Annotated in this window: 19 protein-coding genes; 11 read left to right on the forward strand and 8 right to left on the reverse strand. The window is 52.9% G+C overall.

Going from position 1 to position 18,520, the window contains the following annotated elements; all coding sequences use genetic code 11:
• The first annotated feature begins 194 nt into the window (after positions 1–194).
• The 3 genes from H9644_RS18710 to H9644_RS18720 all read left to right on the forward strand — a co-directional run bounded on the left by H9644_RS18710 (position 195) and on the right by H9644_RS18720 (position 2,831).
• On the forward strand, positions 195–944 hold the full coding sequence (locus H9644_RS18710) for a C40 family peptidase (RefSeq protein ID WP_064530436.1): 750 nt from the start codon (positions 195–197) through the stop codon (positions 942–944).
• A 175-nt stretch (positions 945–1,119) separates the two neighbouring features.
• On the forward strand, positions 1,120–1,617 hold the full coding sequence (locus tag H9644_RS18715; protein ID WP_064530437.1) for an REP-associated tyrosine transposase: 498 nt from the start codon (positions 1,120–1,122) through the stop codon (positions 1,615–1,617).
• A 233-nt stretch (positions 1,618–1,850) separates the two neighbouring features.
• A complete protein-coding gene (locus tag H9644_RS18720; protein ID WP_064530438.1) occupies positions 1,851–2,831 on the forward strand; it encodes an IS110-like element IS621 family transposase in 981 nt (326 codons plus the stop codon).
• Between the two features lie 174 nt (positions 2,832–3,005).
• On the opposite strand, the gene flhA is transcribed toward H9644_RS18720, so the two are convergent.
• Genes flhA through H9644_RS18755 form a run of 7 tightly spaced genes read right to left on the reverse strand, consistent with a single transcriptional unit; the run spans position 3,006 to position 9,235 of the window.
• Positions 3,006–5,099, reverse strand: a complete 2,094-nt coding sequence (gene flhA, locus H9644_RS18725; protein WP_191775912.1) for a flagellar biosynthesis protein FlhA — start codon at positions 5,097–5,099, stop codon at positions 3,006–3,008.
• On the reverse strand, positions 5,083–6,222 hold the full coding sequence (gene flhB / locus H9644_RS18730; RefSeq protein WP_191775915.1) for a flagellar type III secretion system protein FlhB: 1,140 nt from the start codon (positions 6,220–6,222) through the stop codon (positions 5,083–5,085). The genes flhA and flhB overlap by 17 nt, the downstream gene beginning before the upstream one ends.
• Positions 6,212–6,994: a flagellar biosynthetic protein FliR gene (gene fliR / locus H9644_RS18735; RefSeq protein ID WP_191775920.1), complete on the reverse strand. Its 783-nt coding sequence runs from the start codon at positions 6,992–6,994 to the stop codon at positions 6,212–6,214. The genes flhB and fliR overlap by 11 nt, the downstream gene beginning before the upstream one ends.
• A 1-nt stretch (position 6,995) precedes the next feature.
• Entirely contained in the window at positions 6,996–7,268 is a 273-nt protein-coding gene (locus H9644_RS18740; protein ID WP_000958542.1) for a flagellar biosynthetic protein FliQ, read from the reverse strand.
• 2 nt (positions 7,269–7,270) lie between these two features.
• Complete coding sequence (gene fliP / locus H9644_RS18745) at positions 7,271–8,023, reverse strand: flagellar type III secretion system pore protein FliP (protein WP_191775923.1); 753 nt, start codon at positions 8,021–8,023, stop codon at positions 7,271–7,273.
• The gene (locus tag H9644_RS18750) at positions 8,020–8,391 is read right to left on the reverse strand and encodes a FliM/FliN family flagellar motor switch protein (RefSeq protein ID WP_191775926.1); all 372 of its coding nucleotides are present in this window, start codon (positions 8,389–8,391) and stop codon (positions 8,020–8,022) included. The genes fliP and H9644_RS18750 overlap by 4 nt, the downstream gene beginning before the upstream one ends.
• Positions 8,384–9,235: a FliM/FliN family flagellar motor C-terminal domain-containing protein gene (locus tag H9644_RS18755; protein ID WP_191775929.1), complete on the reverse strand. Its 852-nt coding sequence runs from the start codon at positions 9,233–9,235 to the stop codon at positions 8,384–8,386. The genes H9644_RS18750 and H9644_RS18755 overlap by 8 nt, the downstream gene beginning before the upstream one ends.
• 386 nt (positions 9,236–9,621) lie before the next feature.
• Between H9644_RS18755 and H9644_RS18760 the strand changes: the two genes are divergently transcribed.
• Genes H9644_RS18760 through H9644_RS18795 form a run of 8 tightly spaced genes read left to right on the forward strand, consistent with a single transcriptional unit; the run spans position 9,622 to position 16,488 of the window.
• Entirely contained in the window at positions 9,622–10,608 is a 987-nt protein-coding gene (locus tag H9644_RS18760) for a sigma-54 interaction domain-containing protein (RefSeq protein WP_191775932.1), read from the forward strand.
• A 14-nt stretch (positions 10,609–10,622) separates the two neighbouring features.
• Complete coding sequence (locus H9644_RS18765) at positions 10,623–10,964, forward strand: flagellar hook-basal body complex protein FliE (protein ID WP_191775935.1); 342 nt, start codon at positions 10,623–10,625, stop codon at positions 10,962–10,964.
• Between the two features lie 4 nt (positions 10,965–10,968).
• Positions 10,969–12,624, forward strand: coding sequence for a flagellar basal-body MS-ring/collar protein FliF (fliF, locus tag H9644_RS18770; RefSeq protein ID WP_191775938.1), 1,656 nt, complete (start codon positions 10,969–10,971; stop codon positions 12,622–12,624).
• Complete coding sequence (locus H9644_RS18775) at positions 12,602–13,612, forward strand: flagellar motor switch protein FliG (protein WP_135491965.1); 1,011 nt, start codon at positions 12,602–12,604, stop codon at positions 13,610–13,612. Before fliF ends, H9644_RS18775 begins: the two co-directional genes overlap by 23 nt.
• Before the next feature lie 3 nt (positions 13,613–13,615).
• Positions 13,616–14,326, forward strand: coding sequence for a flagellar assembly protein FliH (fliH, locus tag H9644_RS18780; RefSeq protein WP_191775941.1), 711 nt, complete (start codon positions 13,616–13,618; stop codon positions 14,324–14,326).
• Entirely contained in the window at positions 14,319–15,656 is a 1,338-nt protein-coding gene (gene fliI / locus H9644_RS18785; protein WP_064530449.1) for a flagellar protein export ATPase FliI, read from the forward strand. The genes fliH and fliI overlap by 8 nt, the downstream gene beginning before the upstream one ends.
• Before the next feature lie 2 nt (positions 15,657–15,658).
• Positions 15,659–16,093 carry a flagellar export protein FliJ gene (fliJ, locus tag H9644_RS18790; protein WP_064530450.1) on the forward strand — a complete coding sequence of 145 codons (435 nt, stop codon included), beginning with the start codon at positions 15,659–15,661 and terminating at the stop codon, positions 16,091–16,093.
• A 2-nt stretch (positions 16,094–16,095) separates the two neighbouring features.
• A complete protein-coding gene (locus H9644_RS18795; RefSeq protein ID WP_191775944.1) occupies positions 16,096–16,488 on the forward strand; it encodes an adenylyltransferase/cytidyltransferase family protein in 393 nt (130 codons plus the stop codon).
• Between the two features lie 1,539 nt (positions 16,489–18,027).
• Here the strand turns inward: H9644_RS18795 and H9644_RS18800 are convergent.
• The gene (locus tag H9644_RS18800) at positions 18,028–18,501 is read right to left on the reverse strand and encodes an adhesin (RefSeq protein WP_225221463.1); all 474 of its coding nucleotides are present in this window, start codon (positions 18,499–18,501) and stop codon (positions 18,028–18,030) included.
• Positions 18,502–18,520: the final 19 nt, after the last annotated feature.

Below are 18,520 nucleotides of genomic sequence, written 5' to 3' on the forward strand. Positions count from 1 at the left end.
TCGGCGCTGGGTTTACAAATTTAGCATAAGTGGTGATTTTCAAAAGTCCGAAAAGCGCATGTAAAACGGATTTATTTCTTATTTCCTAAGATTATGAAACCTCGATAGTAATATGCAAATAAGCAATTAATAATCCCGCTTCTCCTTCCTGTCCTCTAATATTCTCATCTTCATTCAGCCGGTTTATATCCTCCATGTATTTGTTCTCACACGGCAGATTTCTGCATCCAGGCGTGCTTTCGTTATGCGTTTTGCTTCCTTTATTCGCCAGCGCCACCACATCACATATCTCTTTTAGCTACGCCGCCCGCCAGCGGATGCAAAACCGTACGCGGTTGCTAAAACGGTACCAGGCACATCTGAAAACACAGGCCAGCTACATTGTGGAAGGCGATGCACAAAGCAGAAGGGCGCTGCGGCAACATAACCGCGAACAGATAAAACAGCATCCGGAGTGGTTTCCTGCGCCGCTCAAGGCAAGTGACAGACGCTGGCAGTCGCTGGCGGAAAACAACCACTTCTTAAGCAGCGACCACCTGCACAATATTACCGAAGTGGCGATCCACCGTCTGGAGCAGCAGCTTGGCAAGCCTTACGTCTGGGGCGGCACGCGGCCCGACAAAGGCTTCGACTGTAGCGGGTTGGTTTTTTATGCCTACAACAAGATCCTCGAGGCGAAGCTCCCGCGTACGGCGAATGAGATGTATCACTACCATCGGGCGACGATTGTGGCGAACAACGACCTGCGCCGGGGAGATTTGCTGTTTTTCCATATCCACAGCCGCGAAATTGCCGACCATATGGGCGTGTATCTGGGCGATGGGCAATTTATCGAGTCGCCACGTACCGGCGAAACCATTCGGATAAGTCGGTTAGCCGAACCTTTCTGGCAGGATCATTTTTTGGGCGCGCGACGGATTTTGACGGAAGAGACGATTTTGTAGGACGGATAAGGCGTTCACGCCGCATCCGGCAGTTGTGCGCGGATGCCTGATGCGACGCTTTGCGTCTTATCATGCCTACGAGTCTGCGAATTTTTTGCGAGCCGCTTTCCCGATATAAAACAACCTTATTGTCGACTTTTCCTTTTCTTCTTACCGTTGAGAAAAAGGAGTCGCTATGTCTGAATATCGTCGTTATTACATCAAGGGGGGAACCTGGTTTTTCACGGTAAATTTACGGAATCGTCGAAGCCAGCTTTTGACCACCCAGTTTCACGCGCTTCGAAATTCCATTATAAAAGTTAAGCGAGACCGCCCCTTTGAAATCAATGCCTGGGTTGTTTTGCCGGAGCATATGCACTGTATCTGGACATTACCGGAAAATGATGATGATTTTTCTTCTCGCTGGCGGGAAATTAAAAAGCAATTCACCCATGCCTGTGGAATGAAAAATATCTGGCAACCGCGTTTTTGGGAGCACGCCATCCGTAATACCAAAGATTATCGCCATCATGTTGATTATATTTACATAAATCCAGTGAAACATGGCTGGGTAAAGCAAGTGAGTGATTGGCCATTTTCAACGTTTCATCGCGATGTCGCGAAAGGGTTATATCCCATCGATTGGGCGGGTGATGTAACGGATTTGAATGCCGGGGAGCGTATCATTTTATAACTGTGCGCCGGTGCCGGATGCGCTTACGCTTATCCGGCCTTGTATTATCCCTCCTGTGCAGAGAAAATCGGCCAGTTTTCTCTGACCTGCAGTCCGCATGCCGTATCCGGCCTTGGGTTTCTAACCTGCGTTGTAGATTTATGCAGCGGACTGCCTTTCTCCCAGAGTGATAAACCGGACAGTATCATGGACCGGTTTTCCCGGTAATCCGTATTTGCAAGGTTGGTTTCACTATGGAACATGAACTTCATTATATTGGTATCGACACTGCTAAAGAGAAACTGGATGTCGATGTGTTGCGCCCTGATGGCCGTCATCGCACCAAAAAATTCGCTAACACCACTAAAGGGCACGATGAGCTGGTGAGCTGGCTGAAGGGCCACAAGATTGACCATGCGCATATCTGCATCGAAGCGACCGGCACCTATATGGAACCTGTCGCAGAGTGCCTTTACGATGCTGGCTACATCGTGTCAGTCATTAATCCTGCACTGGGTAAAGCTTTCGCTCAGAGTGAAGGACTGCGTAACAAGACTGATACCGTGGATGCGCGCATGCTGGCAGAGTTCTGTCGTCAGAAGCGTCCTGCAGCCTGGGAAGCGCCTCACCCGCTTGAACGCGCGTTGCGTGCCCTGGTAGTACGCCACCAGGCGCTGACAGATATGCACACGCAGGAGCTGAACCGCACTGAGACGGCGCGGGAAGTCCAGAAGCCGAGCATTGATGCCCACCTTCTGTGGCTTGAAGCAGAGCTGAAGCGCCTTGAGAAGCAGATAAAAGACCTGACAGACGATGATCCGGATATGAAACACCGCAGGAAGCTGCTGGAAAGTATCCCGGGTATCGGAGAGAAAACATCCGCGGTATTACTGGCTTATATCGGTCTGAAGGACCGCTTCGCCCATGCCAGACAGTTCGCCGCTTTTGCGGGTCTGATAGCACGGCGTTATGAATCAGGGAGCAGTGTGAGAGGGGCAAGCCGGTTGAGTAAAGCCGGACATGTGTCGCTTCGCAGGGCGTTGTATATGCCTGCAATGGTAGCCACCAGCAAGACAGAGTGGGGACGAGCGTTCCGCGAGCGTCTGACGGCTAATGGCAAGAAAGGAAAAGTGATTCTTGGCGCGATGATGCGCAAACTGGCCCAGGTGGCGTATGGAGTGCTGAAGTCAGGCGTGCCGTTCGATGCGTCGCGGCATAATCCGGTAGCTGCATAAAAATCGCGGAAGGGATGAAAAAAACAGCGCCTGACGGCGCTGTGTCTGGCATGCCGGGATACCGGAGTATAAAAAAACTTGCAGGTCATAACAGTATCTACAAATCGTGCCTGAACCGTAGGCCGGATAAGGCGTTCACGCCGCATCCGGCAGTTGTGCACCGATGCCGGATACCTACATCAACGCCCCCATAATCTTCAACTCCAGCTCGTCCGGCACTTCGTTATACGACAGCACATGCAGCCCCGGCGCAAACAACCTTGCATAGCGCGCCAGCAAAGGGCGCAGCTGCGGCGGCACCAGCAGCACCGGATCTTTCCCCGCCGCTTTCATCTGCTCTTTTACCTGCGGCATCGTGCTCTGGAACTGGTTGAGCATATTCGGGTCCACCGGCACGCTGTCGAGCATCACTTTCCCGGCCTGTTGCGCCTGATTCACCACATTGGTCAGCAGATTTTCCAGCTCATTATTCAGCGTATATACCGTCAGCTCCTGCTTGCGAACGAACGGATGGGTGATACTGCGCCGCAGTGCCAGGCGCACATCGGCCGCCAGCAGAATATGATCTTTGGTGACGGTGCTACTGGCTACCAGCACGGTGGCGATGGTGACGATATCGCGCAGGGAAACGCCTTCGGTCAGCAGCGCCCGGTACACTTTCAGCAACTGGCTGTAATTCAGCGCCGCGCTCAAATCTTCCGCCAGCCGTGGTGCCATCGACGACAAACGGTTATGCAACTGCGTGATGTCGTCATAGTTAAATAAATCAGGAATATAGCTGCGCACAATCTTATTCACATGGGTAGCAATCACGCTGGCGCTGTCGATCACCTGATACCCCATATTTAGCGCCTTCGCCTTCTGCGCGGGCTGAATCCAGGTGACCGGCATCCCGTACGCCGGGTCGTTCCCCAGCACGCCGTCAATCTCGCCGTAGGTTTCGCTGGAGGGCAGGGCCATCAGTTTATCCGCCGGAATATCCGCTTCATCAGCCTTAATGCCGTTGATGAAAATGGCGTACTGGCTGGGCTTGAGGCGGAAGTTTTCCCGAATGCGTATCTCCGGTAGCAGAACGCCGTTGCTGTCGGAAATCACCTGCCGCACGCCGCGAATACGCTGGGTGAGCGGGTTGCCCTGCGCTTTATCGACCAGCGCCACCAGCTTGTAGCCGAGGCTTAAACTGATGGGTTCGATCAGCGGAATGGTTTCCCAACTGACCTGTTGCTCGCTGGTTTCGGTGATAGTGCGGGTCAGCGTTTCGAGGCTTTTCTCTTCCGCCTCCGCCGCCTGCGGCTGTTTGCTCATCCGCCAGCCGGTAAAGCCCAGCAGGGCGCTGAACATCAGGAACGGCAGGTGCGGCATTCCCGGCACCACCGCCAGCACGAACATGATCCCGGTGGCGGTGTAGAGCACCGACGGGCTTGCCAGCAGCTGGTGGCGCACGTCATGGGCGATATCGCCGTTATCGCTGACGCGGGTGACAATAATCGCCGCCGCGGTGGAGAGCAGCAGGGAAGGGATCTGCGCCACCAGCCCGTCGCCGATGGTCATCAGCACATATTGCTGGAAGGCGGCGTCGGCGCTCAGGTTGTATTTGAAGATCCCGATACAGACGCCGCCGATCAGGTTGATCGCCAGAATCATCATCCCGGCGATGGCGTCCCCGCGTACAAACTTCGATGCCCCGTCCATCGCGCCGTAGAAATCGGCCTCGCTGGCAACATCTTTACGCCGGGTTTGCGCCTGCGCCTGGTTGATCAACCCGGCGTTAAGATCGGCGTCAATCGCCATCTGTTTACCGGGCATCGCGTCTAAGGTAAAGCGGGCAGAAACCTCGGAAATACGCTCGGCCCCTTTGGTGACGACGATAAAGTTGATGATCATCAGGATGATAAACACCACGAAACCGACGACAAAGTTGCCGCCAATCACCACCTGACCAAACGACTCAATCACCTTACCCGCCGCGCCCGCGCCGAGATGCCCGTGCAGCAGCACCACGCGCGTGGAGGCGACGTTGAGCGTCAGGCGCATTAAGGTGGTGATCAGCAAAATGGTCGGGAACAGGCTGAATTCCAGCGGTCGTTTCGCCGACACCGCTACCAGCAGCACCATCACCGCCAGCACAATGTTGAAGGTGAACAGAATATCCAGCAGCGCAGGCGGCAGCGGCAGAATAACCATCGCCAGAATACACAGGATCACCAGCGGCACGCCGAGATTGCCGCCGCGCAGCAGCGCAAGGAACGATTTAGTTGTTTTCGCCATCCAGTTTAAGCACCTCTTTGGGAATGGAAATATGTCTGTTCAGGGCCGGGCGCGGCTGTGCGCCGTCGCGCCAGTGTTTCATTTGCAGGACGTAAGTCAGAACGTGGGCGATGGCCCGGTAAAGCTGAAACGGAATTTGCTGGTTCACCTGAGTGGTGTAGTAAACCGAGCGCGCCAGTCGCGGAAACTCCACCACTTCAACCTGATTTTCAGCGGCGACCTGGCGAATATAGAGGGCGATTTCATCAGTGCCTTTCGCCACCACAAACGGCGCGGCGGCGCGCGACTGGTCATACTGCAACGCCACGGCGTAGTGGGTCGGGTTGGTGATCACCACGTTGGCTTTCGGCACCACTTTGCGGATTTGCCCCATCGCCAGTTGCCGTTGCAGCCGCCGCACGCGCGCTTTCACTTCCGGCTGACCTTCCTGATTTTTGTATTCTTCTTTCAGCTCCTGTTTGGTCATCTTCAGCCCTTTGGTGAACAGAGCTTTCGCCAGCGGCACGTCGAGAAGCGCGAAGAAAATAAACAGAATGACAAAGTTGCGCATCACGCTGGCGTAGAGCGACAAACCATCGCCAATCGCCAGTTTGAACGGCAGCGCCTGCAGGCCGAGAAAGGTGGCAAAGTTATTGCGCAGGCTAATCCACAGCATCACCAGCACCACCGCCGATTTCACCGTCATCTTCCCCGTTTCCGCCAGATGTTCGCTGGAAAACAGCCGACCAATGCCTTTTAACGGACTGATTTTGCTGAAGTCCGGGAGGATTTTTTTCGGCAGAAACAGCCAGCCGCCAGGCACCAGCGAAGAGAGTAGCGCGGCGGCGGGCATCGGCAGCAGCGTGAGAATAAACTTGCCGAGAATTAACAGGTGATGGCGCAGAAACTGGCCGATCACTTCCGGGTTACTAATCTCCTGCGCATACTGATGCACGCTGATAAAACTCTCGCGCACAAAATCGGCATACCACGGGAAGCTGCTGGAGATCACCACAAACGCCGCAAACAGGCTCGCCGCCAGCCCCATATCCTTCGAGCGCGGCAGTTGCCCCTCTTCGCGCGCTTTACGCAGCTTTTGCGCCGAGGGTTTCTCTGTTTTTTCTTCGCTGCTGCTATCCGCCATAGTGACCTTTCAGCGCGTCGAGTTGCTGCAACACAAAATTCGCCAGATGCAGATAGTGATCCGGCAGGTTGTAGAGCAGGGTGGCAAAACAGACCAGCCCCGCCAGCATGTTGATCGGAAAGCCCAGTGAAAAGAGGTTTAGCGGCGGCGCAATGCGGTTAAGCAGGCCAAAGCAGCCCTGCACAATCAGCATGATAAAAGTGGTCGGCAGCGCCAGCAGCGATGCCGACGCCAGCACCCAGCTAAAGGCCAGCGCGATGGTGCGCAGGGTTTGCGGATGCAGCGCGTTGCCAATCGGCCAGTAGGTGAAGCCTTTGTACAGCACGCTTACCAGCAGCAGATGCCCGTCCATGGCAAAAAACAGCAGGATCGCATAGACGTTGATAAGCTCCGCCAGCACGGTGGTCGATGCGCCGCTGCTCGGGTCGTTCATCACCGCCATGCTCATCCCCATATTGAACGAGAGAATTTGCCCGGCCAGTTGCAGTGCAAGAAACAGAAACTGAAACATCAGACCGAACAACATGCCCCATAAAATTTGCTCCATCGTCAGGATCAGGCTGTTGAGCGATAGCAGATCGTGGGGAATGGGATGGGGGATCAACGGCGTGATGATGATTGCCAGCGCCAGCGACAAAATAATCCGCACGCGCACGGTCAGAGCACTGTTATCCAGCACCGGCACATAGCGCAGAAACGCCATAATGCGCACGAAGGGAAACCACAGCCCCAGCGCCATATCAGTTAGTTGCGTAACGTCGCTTGTGCGCATCTTAATGCACCAGCAACGCGGCCTGGGTAAACAGATGAATGCACAGGTCATGCAACTGGATAATCATCCATTTGCCGCACACCCCCAGCACCACCAGCGTGACAATCAGCCTTGGCAAAAAGCTCAGGGTCTGTTCGTTAATCTGCGTCACCGCCTGGAACACGCTCACCAGCAGGCCGACGAGAAGGCTTGGTACTACCAGCACCGAAACCAGCAGGATCACCACTTTTATGCCGCTGGCGACAATGTCGGCGGCGACGTCTACGGTTAACATAATCAGCCCAGCCCCAGCCCGCGAATGCTGGTGGTGAGCGTGCCGATGGTCAGCGACCAGCCGTCGATCAGCACAAACAGCATCAGCTTAAAGGGCAGCGAAACAATCAGCGGCGACAGCATCATCATCCCCATCGCCATCAGTACGCTGGCGACAATCAGGTCGATAACCAGAAACGGGATGTAAATCATAAAGCCAATCTGGAACGCGGTTTTCAGCTCGCTCAACACATAGGCGGGTACCACAATTGTGAGATCCTGGTCGGCGGCATTGCCCTTCGCGCCGCCGATGGTCATGATTTGTGCCATCGCTTTTTTGTCGGTCTGCGCCAGCATAAAGCGTTTCAGCGGCGTAGCGGCGGTACTTAGCGCATCGGTCAGGGTAATCTGATCGTTTTCAAACGGCACCACCGCGTGGTCGTAAATATTGAGCCAGATAGGGCGCATCACCAACATGGTGAGGGAGAGCGCAATGCCAATCAGAATGCGGTTTGGCGGCGTTTGTTGCAGCCCCAGCGCCTGGCGCAGCAGCGACAGCACGATAATAAAGCGCGTAAAGCAGGTCATCATCAGCACCATCGTCGGCAGCAAACCGACGAGGGTCATCAGAATAAGTACCTGAATTTTGACACTGTACTCCTGAGTGTTGCCGTGGGTCACCACATTAAGCAGCGCAATATTGCCGCCCTGTGCCAACGCCAGCGGCGCGAGCGCCAGCAATGCCAGGCCCAGCGTCAGTTGAGTGCGGCGTTTCATGGTGCCAGATCGTTGATGTCGCGGGTGTTAAATTCCAGCACGCGCAGGCCGTACTTCTCGTTGACCACCACCACTTCCGCTTTGCCCAGCAGGATATTGTTCACTTTAATATCCAGCGGCTCCCCGGCGAGTTTATCCAGCTCAATCACCGTGTCGTCGTCGATATTAAGCAGGTCGGCTAACATGATTTCCACCGACGACACTTCCAGCGTTAAGGTCACCGGAATGCGTTTCAGCAGCGTCATCGAGTCAGAAAAGCGGTCCTCCAGGCGGGTGACCAGCGTTGCGGCGTCGGCGGATTTCGTGACAGGCGCAACTTCATCGGCGAGCCCAAAATCCCCGGCTAAAATATCTTCTTGCTTACTCATGGCTATTCTCATTCTTGCCCGTCAGCTCCGACAAAAACAGTTTGTCTTTGTCTTCCACAATCAGGGCGCTAAATAATTCAGATTGCCCAATCGCCACCGGGAACGTTTCTCCCAGCGAAATGGGTAAAATATCCCCGGCTTTTATCTGCGAGAGATCGGCGACATTCATCGACATTTCGGCGATTTTGACGTTCAGGGTCAGCGGCAGGGAGCGGATGATCTCTTTAATCAGTGCTGGCTTATTTACCGATCTCGCCATCTGCTGCGGTTTACTGTGCTCGCTGTGGCGAATCAGATTTAAAATAAAATCGGTGTGGGCGTCGTCGAGCAAAATACGAAAACTGCACTCTTCATCGCCCGCGAGGGTAAAGGTTAATTGATACGCCCAGTGGGTAATCACCGTGCTGCTGTCCAGTTTTAATTTCAGCGCAATGCCGGAGGTTTGCAGATTAAAAATCAGCGTGCAAATATCCAGTGCGAGGCGGTTCTTTAATCGCGTTTCAGTTTTTGTCGGTAATCCATGATGGGATTTCGCTTCTTCAAGAGATGACTCCAGACCATAAAAATTGCCCAGCAGCATTAACAGCAAGGAGCGATCAATATCAAACGCCAGATGCCCGACCTGGGAAACCATTAGCTCGGCGTTTTTATTAATAATATCCATTTCGCAGCCAATCTTTTTTAAGGTGATATTGCTGCGATGCTTTTTGAGAAAATAGCTGCCCAGATGTGAATCAATAACATCAAAATTCCCTGTAAACAGGGTCGGCAGGCGATGGTAGGGGCGTCCGAGCCGATTACCTTCTAATTTAAAGATGCCTGGCGTTTTACTGTACTTCAGCATGGCTTACTTTCTCTGCTGTAATGGTATGGGCGTTTTTGTGCACGCAAATCCGGCAGTGACACAAGGTGAGGTATTAAATAGAGGAGGCGTGAAAGGGGCAAATTATTAATAGGATGAAAAAATAATTAAATTATTAATGGACGATATATCGGGCATCGTCATAAAACATTGCACGAACGGTAGGCCTGATAATACGCGCAGCGTCGCATCAGGCATCGGTGCACGATTGCCGGATGCGGCGTAAACGCCTTATCCGGCCTACGGTTCTAACTCATTGTTCATCAACAAATAATATTTTTATTATCGTTTAATTCAAACTTGTTAATCCCGCCGGTGATACGCTTCAGAACATCCTGTTTTCTGTCGCTACTTATATCGTTCACCCTATGTCTGAACTTATTGCAACTGCCGCTTCCAGCATTAACGCTTTTACTCTGGCAAAGCGTGTCGCCGCCTTTAACGTGCCGGTGCTCATTCAGGGCGAAACCGGCGCGGGCAAAGAATGCGTGGCGAAATATATTCACACCGTAGCCTTTGGTAAAAATGATAACGCGCCCTATATCGGTGTGAACTGTGCGGCGATCCCGGAAAATATGCTGGAAGCTACCTTATTTGGCTACGACAAAGGCGCATTTACCGGCGCGATTGCCAGCGTCCCAGGTAAAATGGAACTGGCGAATAACGGCACCTTATTGCTTGATGAAATTGGTGAAATGCCGCTGGCGCTACAGGCCAAAATATTACGCGTATTGCAGGAACAGCAGGTTGAGCGATTAGGCAGCAACCGACAAATTAAACTTAATTTTCGCCTGATTGCCTGCACCAATAAAAACCTTGAACAGGAAGTCGCTGCCGGGCATTTTCGTGAAGATCTCTATTATCGCCTGGCGGTTATTCCTATTACCATGCCGCCGCTGCGTGAACGCCTGAACGATATTATTCCGCTGGCCGAATCATTTATTAAAAAATACGCTACGGTGCTGGTGAAAAATATCACCCTGTCAGAATCTACCCGCCGGGCGCTGCTCAATTACCGTTGGCCCGGTAACGTTCGTCAACTGGAAAACGCTATTCAGCGGGGAATGATTTTAAATCGCGACGGCGTGATTTTTCCGGACGCACTAGGTCTGCCAGAAACAGACGTAACCGAAAATACCGAATTGCAATGGTCTGTTCAGCCCACCGTACACATTGCCGAATCCAGCGATTTAGGCCAGCACGGACGAAGCGCGCAATATCAATATATCGCCGACCTGATGCGTAAATATCAGGGCAATCGCAGCAAAATCGCCGATCTGTTAGGCATTACCCCGCGCGCATTACGTTATCGACTGGCCTCTATGCGTAAGCACGGTATCGAAGTTTTCTCCTGACCCGGAAGTGAAAAATGAGCATTACTACTATCAACAGCACCATGCAGGCACAAATCATGCAGGACGTGCAGCGGATGCAGGCTAACGCCCAGGCACCGGTGCTGCCCGCCATGACCTCCAGTTCCACTGACCCGGATGTTTCGTTTAACCGCATTATGTCCGGTGCACTCGGTCACGTTGACCAGTTCCAGCAGGTGGCGGAGCAGCAGCAAACGGCTGTCGACACGGGCAAAAGCGATGACCTCGCCGGGGCGATGATCGCCAGCCAGCAGGCGTCGCTCTCTTTTTCCGCGCTGGTGCAGGTACGCAACAAAATCGCCACCGGATTTAACGATCTGATGAGTATGTCGATTTAACCCTATGAATGCACAAATAAAGAAGTTAACCCAGGCGTTTCCGGCGTTTCCGGCGTTTCGACTGCGCCTCGCAGATAATAAACGCTGGGCGTTGATGGCGGGAGTGGGGCTTGCCGTTGCGGCGACGGCGATTATCGTCAGCGTGCTGTGGACCGGCAATCGCGGCTATGTCTCGCTCTACGGACGCCAGGAAAATCTGCCCGTGTCGCAGATTGTCACCGTGTTGGACGGCGAAAAGCTCACCTACCGCATTGACCCGCAAAGCGGGCAGATTCTGGTACCAGAATCTGCACTGTCGAAAACGCGCATGACGCTTGCCGCGAAAGGCGTGCAGGCGATTTTACCCAGCGGCTACGAGCTGATGGACAAAGACGAAGTGCTCGGTAGCAGCCAGTTCGTGCAGAACGTGCGCTACAAACGCAGCCTCGAAGGGGAGCTGGCGCAGAGCATCATGTCGCTGGACGCGGTGGAGAGCGCGCGGGTGCATCTGGCGCTCAACGAAGAAAGCTCGTTTGTGGTCAGTGATGAGCCGCAAAACAGCGCCTCGGTGGTGGTGCGTCTGCACTACGGCGCGAAGCTGAATATGGACCAGGTTAACGCCATTGTGCATCTGGTTTCCGGCAGTATTCCGGCGCTACAGGCCAGTAAAGTCAGTGTGGTTGATCAGGCGGGTAACTTGCTGACAGACGGCATTGGCGCGGGCGAGGCGGTTTCTGCCGCTACACGTAAACGCGATCAGATCCTCAAAGACATCCAGGAAAAAACCCGCGCCAGTGTGGCGAACGTGCTGGATTCGCTGGTCGGTACGGGGAATTACCGCGTCAGCGTGATGCCGGACCTCGACCTCAGCACCATCGATGAAACCCAGGAACACTACGGCGACGCACCGAAAATCAATCGCGAAGAGAGCGTGCTGGACAGCGACACCAATCAGGTGGCGATGGGCGTGCCCGGTTCGCTCAGTAACCGCCCTCCGGTTGCGGCGAATCAGATGACCAACGGCACGGAAGAAAATCGCTCGCCGGAAGCCTTATCCAAACACAGCGAAAGCAAGCGCGACTACTCCTGGGACCGCAGCGTCCAGCATATTCAGCATCCCGGCTTTGCGGTGAAGCGCCTCAACGTTGCGGTGGTGCTCAATCAAAACGCCCCGGCGCTGAAAAGCTGGAAGCCTGAACAGACCGCGCAGCTGACCGCGCTGCTGAACAATGCCGCCGGAATCAATGCGCAGCGTGGCGACAACCTCACGCTATCGCTGCTGAATTTCGTGCCGCAGGCGGTTCCGGTCGAACCGGTCATTCCGTTGTGGAAAGATGACAGCGTGCTGGCATGGGTACGCCTGATAGGTTGCGGCCTGCTGGCGCTACTGCTGCTGATGTTCGTGGTACGCCCGCTGATGAAACGCATCACGTCCGTGCGAGTGCCTGCCGCTATCGCGGAACCGGAAGCTGTGAGCGAACCGTGGATCGCCACGCCGGAAGAAGATCGTAAAAACGTCGATCTGCCGTCACTGCCCGGCGATGACAGCCTGCCGTCCCAGAGTTCTGGCCTCGAAGTGAAACTCGAGTTCCTGCAAAAACTGGCCATGAGCGACACCGATCGCGTTGCCGAAGTTCTCAGACAATGGATTACCAGCAATGAGCGAATTGACAATAAATAAGAGCAACAGCTACCTGGAACAGGCGGCGATCCTGCTGCTGTGTCTGGGCGAAGAGGCGGCGGCGACGGTGATGCAAAAACTCAGCCGCGAAGAAGTGGTACGCCTGAGCGAAAACATGGCGCGGCTTTCCGGCGTCAAAACCAGCATGGCGCGCAAAGTGATCAATAACTTTTTCGATGAGTTCCGCGAACAGAGTGGGATCAACGGCGCATCGCGCTCCATGTTGCAGGGCATTCTCAACAAAGCCCTTGGCACCGAGATCGCCAGCAGCGTGATCAACGGCATCTACGGCGATGAGATCCGCTCGCGGATGGCGCGCCTGCAATGGGTGGAACCGCGCCAGCTGGCGATGCTGATCTCCGAAGAGCATCTGCAATTACAGGCGGTGTTCCTCGCATTTCTGACGCCGGAAATCTCGGCGGCGGTGCTTTCGTATCTCAACGAATCGGTACAAAACGAAATTCTCTACCGGGTAGCGAAACTCAATGACGTCAACCGCGACGTGGTGGATGAACTGGACCGCCTGATCGAACGCGGCCTGTCGGTGCTTTCGGAACACGGCTCGAAGGTGAAAGGCATCAAACAGGCGGCGGATATCGTCAACCGCTTCCAGGGTAACCAGCAGGTGATCCTCGACCAGATGCGCGAGCGCGACGAAGACGTGCTGGAGCAGTTGCAGGATGAGATGTACGACTTCTTTATCCTCAGTCGCCAGAACGAAGAGGTGCGTAGGCGTCTGCTCGACGAAGTACCGATGGAAGACTGGGCGGTGGCGCTGAAAGGCACCGAAGCTCTGCTGCGCCGTTCCATTTATGCGGTGATGCCAAAACGTCAGGCGCAGCAACTGGAAGCGATCACTGCGCGCCTGGGGCCGGTGCCGGTCAGCCGTATCGAACAGATCCGCCGCGAAATCATGGGTATCGCCCGTGAACTGGAAGAGGCAGGAGAGTTTCAGTTACAGCTCTTTGCGGAACAGACGGCGGAGTAACCCATGACCTTTGAAACACTGCGCGGGCGTTATCGCCTGCACCGTTTTCCGCCGCGTCAGCGTGCGGTGACCGGAGAACCGCTCACCGCCAGCATCAGCGCCGTCGATTACCAGCGCCAGTTGATGGACGGTTTCCAGGAAGGGCTGCAAAAAGGGTTTGCGCAGGGAATGACCGAAGGCCAGGAGCAGGGCTTTAGCGAAGGCCATCAGCAAGGTTTTGCTGAGGGGCGACGCCAGGGCTACACCGAAGGCAGCCTCGCCGGACAGCAGGAAGGGCGCAAACAGTTTGTTGAGGCGGCGCAGCCGCTGGAAGCCATCAGCGGAAAAGTGAACGACTTCCTCGCCCATATTGAACGCAAACAGCGGGAAGATTTGCTGCAACTGGTGGAAAAAGTCACCCGTCAGGTGATCCGCTGTGAACTGGCGCTGCAACCGACGCAGTTACTGGCGCTGGTGGAAGAGGCGCTGGCGGCCTTCCCGGCGATGCCGGAAACCCTGCAAGTGATGCTGAGTACGGAAGAATTTAACCGCCTGCGCGACGCGGTGCCGGAAAAAGTCAGCGAATGGGGGCTGACGCCTACGCCGGATCTGCCGCCGGGCGAATGCCGGGTGATTACCGATAAATCTGAACTGGATATCGGCTGCGAGCACCGCCTTGAACAGTGCATGACCGCGCTGCAAGAAACGCTAACGCCGGAGTCGCAGGGTGAGTGATTTTTCTGCTTTCGATAACGCCCTGCGCTCACTGGAGTCGATCCCGCTGGCCCGCGTCGCCGGGCGGCTGGTGCGCCTTAACGGCATTCTGCTGGAGAGCGTCGGTTGCCCGCTAATGACCGGGCAACTGTGCCGCATCGAAAGCGCCAATCACACGCTTATCGACGCGCAGGCCGTGGGATTTAATCGCGACATCACCTATTTAATGCCATTTAAACAGCCGGTCGGCCTGATGGCGGGGGCGCGCGTCTTCCCGGAAGAAAAAGCCCACGATATTCTGATTGGCGAAAGCTGGTTAGGCCGCGTGGTGAACGGGCTCGGCGAACCGCTGGATGGTAAAGGCCGCCTGAACGGCAACGACCTTCTGCCGCCGCTGCCGCCCTCGGTCAACCCCTTAACCCGCCGTTCGGTGGACGAACCATTAGACGTGGGCGTGAAGGCGATCAACGGCCTGCTGACCATTGGTAAAGGCCAGCGCGTTGGGCTGATGGCGGGCAGCGGCGTCGGGAAAAGCGTGCTGCTGGGGATGATCACTCGCCAGACCAAAGCCGACATCGTGGTGGTTGGGCTGATTGGCGAACGCGGGCGCGAAGTGAAAGAGTTTATCGACCACTCGCTGGGCGCGGAAGGACTGGCAAAATCGATTGTTGTCGTTGCGCCCGCCGATGAATCGCCGCTGATGCGCCTGAAAGCCACCGAACTGTGCCACTCCATCGCCGCCTGGTTTCGTGACCGTGGGCATCACGTTTTACTGCTGGTGGATTCCCTCACGCGCTACGCGATGGCGCAGCGGGAAATCGCCCTCTCGCTCGGCGAACCACCTGCCACCAAAGGCTATCCGCCATCGGCATTCGGCATGATCCCCAAACTGGTAGAAAGCGCAGGCAACAGCGAAAGCGCGGGATCGATGACCGCCATTTACACCGTGCTGGCGGAAGGCGACGACCAGCAAGATCCGATTGTCGACTGCGCCCGCGCGGTGCTGGACGGGCATATCGTGTTAACCCGCAAACTGGCGGAAGCGGGGCATTATCCGGCCATTGATATCGGTCAGTCGATAAGCCGCTGCATGAATCAGGTCACCAGCCTGGAACATCAGCAATCCGCCCGCGCGTTAAAGCAAAACTACGCCGCCTATATGGAGATCAAACCGCTGATCCCACTCGGTGGCTACGTGGCAGGCGCGGACGCCAGCGTCGACAAAGCGGTGAAAATGTTCCCTGCAATCGAGCGATTTTTGCGCCAGGAGATGCGCGAACCCGCCTCCCTTGAACTGGTGCAAAGCCGCCTGCAAATTCTCTTTCCTGGTGCTAAAAAGGCAGAACAGTAACTATGCGACAAATCATTGACACCCTGGCGCAATTGCAGCGCCTGCGAGATAAATCGGTCAAAGACAAAACAGTCGAGCTGGCAAAGCAAAAACAGATTTGCGCGGGCTATGACAACAATATCAAGGCGTTAGGCTACCTGGTGGAGAAAACGGCTGCGGGCGCGGCGGCGTCGGTGGAATCGCTGAAAAACGTCAGCGGCTACAAAGGCACCCTGCGCAAGGTAATCGCCTGGCAGGAGCAGGAAAAAACGCTGGCCAACATCAAAGCCACGCGAATGCAGAAAAACCTGACGGCGGCGGCATGCGAAGAGAAAGTGGTGGCCCTGACGCTGGACGACAAACGCCGCGAGCAGCAGGAAAGCGCCACGGCGAAAGCGCAAAAAGCGGTGGACGATATCGCCGTTCAATGCTGGCTGCGGCACAAATTGGCGGAGTAGCCATGAAAACGGTTATCACCTTCGGTACCTTCGATGTGTTTCATGTCGGTCATCTGCGCCTTTTGCAACGCGCCCGCACGCTGGGCGAGCAACTGCTGGTCGGCGTATCGTCCGACGCCTTAAATATCGCTAAAAAGGGCAGGGCGCCGGTTTACCCTCAGGATGACCGCATGGCGATCATCGCCGGGCTGGCGTGCGTGGATGGCGTATTTCTGGAGGAATCGCTGGAAAAAAAAGCGGAGTATCTGCGGGGGTACGGTGCAGATATTTTAGTGATGGGCGATGACTGGGCAGGGAAGTTCGATAGCTTCGCGTATATTTGTGAGGTGGTGTATTTCCCCCGCACGCCGTCGGTGTCGACGACGGGGATTATTGAGGTGATTCGGGGGAGGTAGCAGACTAAATATTCAGTGTGTTTTATATTCTTTCCTGAGTGTTAGCTCAAAGTGTCCTTTCACTATTTTATAGTTTGCTTGCACATATAGTTCAGGTTTTGGGTTCTTCTTCCGTGCAGTCGTCCCATACTCACCGGGTTCGTAAGGATGAATAACATAGTTATTTATCGTTATCGTATAGTCTGGGTTAATTTTAAAATGTGAAAAGCGGATGATATCTTCGTAGCCAAAGAAAGTACTGAGCAATAGGGCGTCTAAAAGAATTCCCTTTCTGTTATAGCTATTCAGTTGGACATTGAGCAATAGGGTGTCACTTTCACCGATGGTGTTATACATAATAAGTTTGAAGATATTATCTTTATCTTTAAACTGTCCCAGCTCGTAATAACGAGTATCTTTATCTATCCAGGGAGAGAGGAAATTCTCACCTTTGACAGGAATGGTGATTTCTTGCGGATTGAAAAGAGTTGTTTGGGATTTTTGGGTTTCAGATAAGGAGAGTTCTGTAATTTCGTTGGCGATGTTTTTATAATAAATCGCAAGTGGTGTTATTTATGTGGAATCTAATGGTAGCGTTAGGGCTTTGGCATGAGCAATTGTACTGATAGTGGTAATAAAAAGGATAATAGATAATAATGCTTGTGCTGTTTTATTCATGTTTTACGATTTTAATAAAATAAATGACTTATCAGAAGTGTTTCGAAAGTGGCATTTGTTTTTTTATGCAAACTGTTAAAGCTGAATAAGAGAGTCACCCTATCATAGGGGCTATCTCCTCTGAACGTGATCTTTTACTTTAAGTGATGCATATATATTCTTATAAACCATAAAAAATGTTGAATCTCCAGTGCCAGTAAAAATAATATAATGATTTTCTGGCAAGGTTATCTCTGCCTGAAAGCATTGATCTACATGATATCCCGAATCATCATTGAACCGACATGAAACAATTGCATTCATGCCAACAAATTTTTTCCATAATATTTATGTCGGCTAATATGGGAATGCCTTCACTTACTGCCTCCCATCTCCCTTCATTGTTCATTGTGAAAAAGTCGCTTCCCGTACTTGATATGTATTCACATACTTTAAGATATGCAGTTGTATTCTTATATTCTTTGCTAATAAATAAGCAATCTTTGTTTTTAGTAATGGACCAATCAACAGGAACTTTAAATGTAACTTTATTCAAAGAGATAATCTTAAGATGGTCACTACCATAACTATTTCCGATGAAAAAATAAAAGAATATTATAAAAATTGTTCTCACTTATTTTATCTCTAAAAGGATGTATTAATCATGTTGAAAGTAGAGTCAGGGTAAGGTAACGAAAGCCTGCAAGGACTGATGCCAGTAATTTTCTGTCGCATAAGCTATGCAAAAAACAGTTATTAATTGACAAGGATGGTCTTAGTTATTGAACATGTAATGCGAATTATTGGGTAGAGACATAGCTTTATATGGAATTCCTTGATATAGATGTAAATCGTGATGATATATGTTAATCATAAGTGTCTGACTATGGATTTCCACCTGTTTTAAATACCACAGTACCCAAACATATTCTGTGTACTTTCGCTGCCTTTTGTCTTTATGGTAATGCTGTAATTAACATCTTCACCTTCATCATCCATGATTTCTGAGTTAATTGACATTTTTTTTGTGATGATAGTTACATCTTTGTTCTTGTAGATTGCCGTATCTTTACCTGATGATACTTGCTTTGCGATAATAATCTTATGATTTAATTCGATGATCGCAGAATACGCGCAGGTTTCTTTTCCAGTAGGTTTGACTGCGGGACAAATTCCACCTTCAACATAGTTATAACTGTCTTTATCCTTATTAGTTTCCAGACTCAACGTACAAACAGGATGCGCTAGATTGGTAACTTCCTCAACATGAAAACTGGACATGACAACATAGTCTGATGAAAGCCAGTTTGATTTGGTTGCTGCACAAACAGTAACGCAGCTAGATACTAGTGTGAGTATAAGTATTATTTTTTTCATGATAATGTTCCTGAGAGGC

It is taken from the genome of Escherichia whittamii, assembly GCF_014836715.1.
In the GTDB taxonomy this organism is placed as follows: domain Bacteria; phylum Pseudomonadota; class Gammaproteobacteria; order Enterobacterales; family Enterobacteriaceae; genus Escherichia; species Escherichia whittamii.

Bases quoted from the DNA above. Each gene is read 5' to 3' on its own strand.
- H9644_RS18710 (WP_064530436.1), top strand. From the start codon at position 195: ATGTATTTGTTCTCACACGGCAGATTTCTGCATCCAGGCGTGCTTTCG.
- H9644_RS18715 (WP_064530437.1), top strand. From the start codon at position 1,120: ATGTCTGAATATCGTCGTTATTACATCAAGGGGGGAACCTGGTTTTTC.
- H9644_RS18720 (WP_064530438.1), top strand. From the start codon at position 1,851: ATGGAACATGAACTTCATTATATTGGTATCGACACTGCTAAAGAGAAA.
- flhA (WP_191775912.1), bottom strand. From the start codon at position 5,099: ATGGCGAAAACAACTAAATCGTTCCTTGCGCTGCTGCGCGGCGGCAAT.
- flhB (WP_191775915.1), bottom strand. From the start codon at position 6,222: ATGGCGGATAGCAGCAGCGAAGAAAAAACAGAGAAACCCTCGGCGCAA.
- fliR (WP_191775920.1), bottom strand. From the start codon at position 6,994: ATGCGCACAAGCGACGTTACGCAACTAACTGATATGGCGCTGGGGCTG.
- H9644_RS18740 (WP_000958542.1), bottom strand. From the start codon at position 7,268: ATGTTAACCGTAGACGTCGCCGCCGACATTGTCGCCAGCGGCATAAAA.
- fliP (WP_191775923.1), bottom strand. From the start codon at position 8,023: ATGAAACGCCGCACTCAACTGACGCTGGGCCTGGCATTGCTGGCGCTC.
- H9644_RS18750 (WP_191775926.1), bottom strand. From the start codon at position 8,391: ATGAGTAAGCAAGAAGATATTTTAGCCGGGGATTTTGGGCTCGCCGAT.
- H9644_RS18755 (WP_191775929.1), bottom strand. From the start codon at position 9,235: ATGCTGAAGTACAGTAAAACGCCAGGCATCTTTAAATTAGAAGGTAAT.
- H9644_RS18760 (WP_191775932.1), top strand. From the start codon at position 9,622: ATGTCTGAACTTATTGCAACTGCCGCTTCCAGCATTAACGCTTTTACT.
- H9644_RS18765 (WP_191775935.1), top strand. From the start codon at position 10,623: ATGAGCATTACTACTATCAACAGCACCATGCAGGCACAAATCATGCAG.
- fliF (WP_191775938.1), top strand. From the start codon at position 10,969: ATGAATGCACAAATAAAGAAGTTAACCCAGGCGTTTCCGGCGTTTCCG.
- H9644_RS18775 (WP_135491965.1), top strand. From the start codon at position 12,602: ATGAGCGAATTGACAATAAATAAGAGCAACAGCTACCTGGAACAGGCG.
- fliH (WP_191775941.1), top strand. From the start codon at position 13,616: ATGACCTTTGAAACACTGCGCGGGCGTTATCGCCTGCACCGTTTTCCG.
- fliJ (WP_064530450.1), top strand. From the start codon at position 15,659: ATGCGACAAATCATTGACACCCTGGCGCAATTGCAGCGCCTGCGAGAT.
- H9644_RS18795 (WP_191775944.1), top strand. From the start codon at position 16,096: ATGAAAACGGTTATCACCTTCGGTACCTTCGATGTGTTTCATGTCGGT.
- H9644_RS18800 (WP_225221463.1), bottom strand. From the start codon at position 18,501: ATGAAAAAAATAATACTTATACTCACACTAGTATCTAGCTGCGTTACT.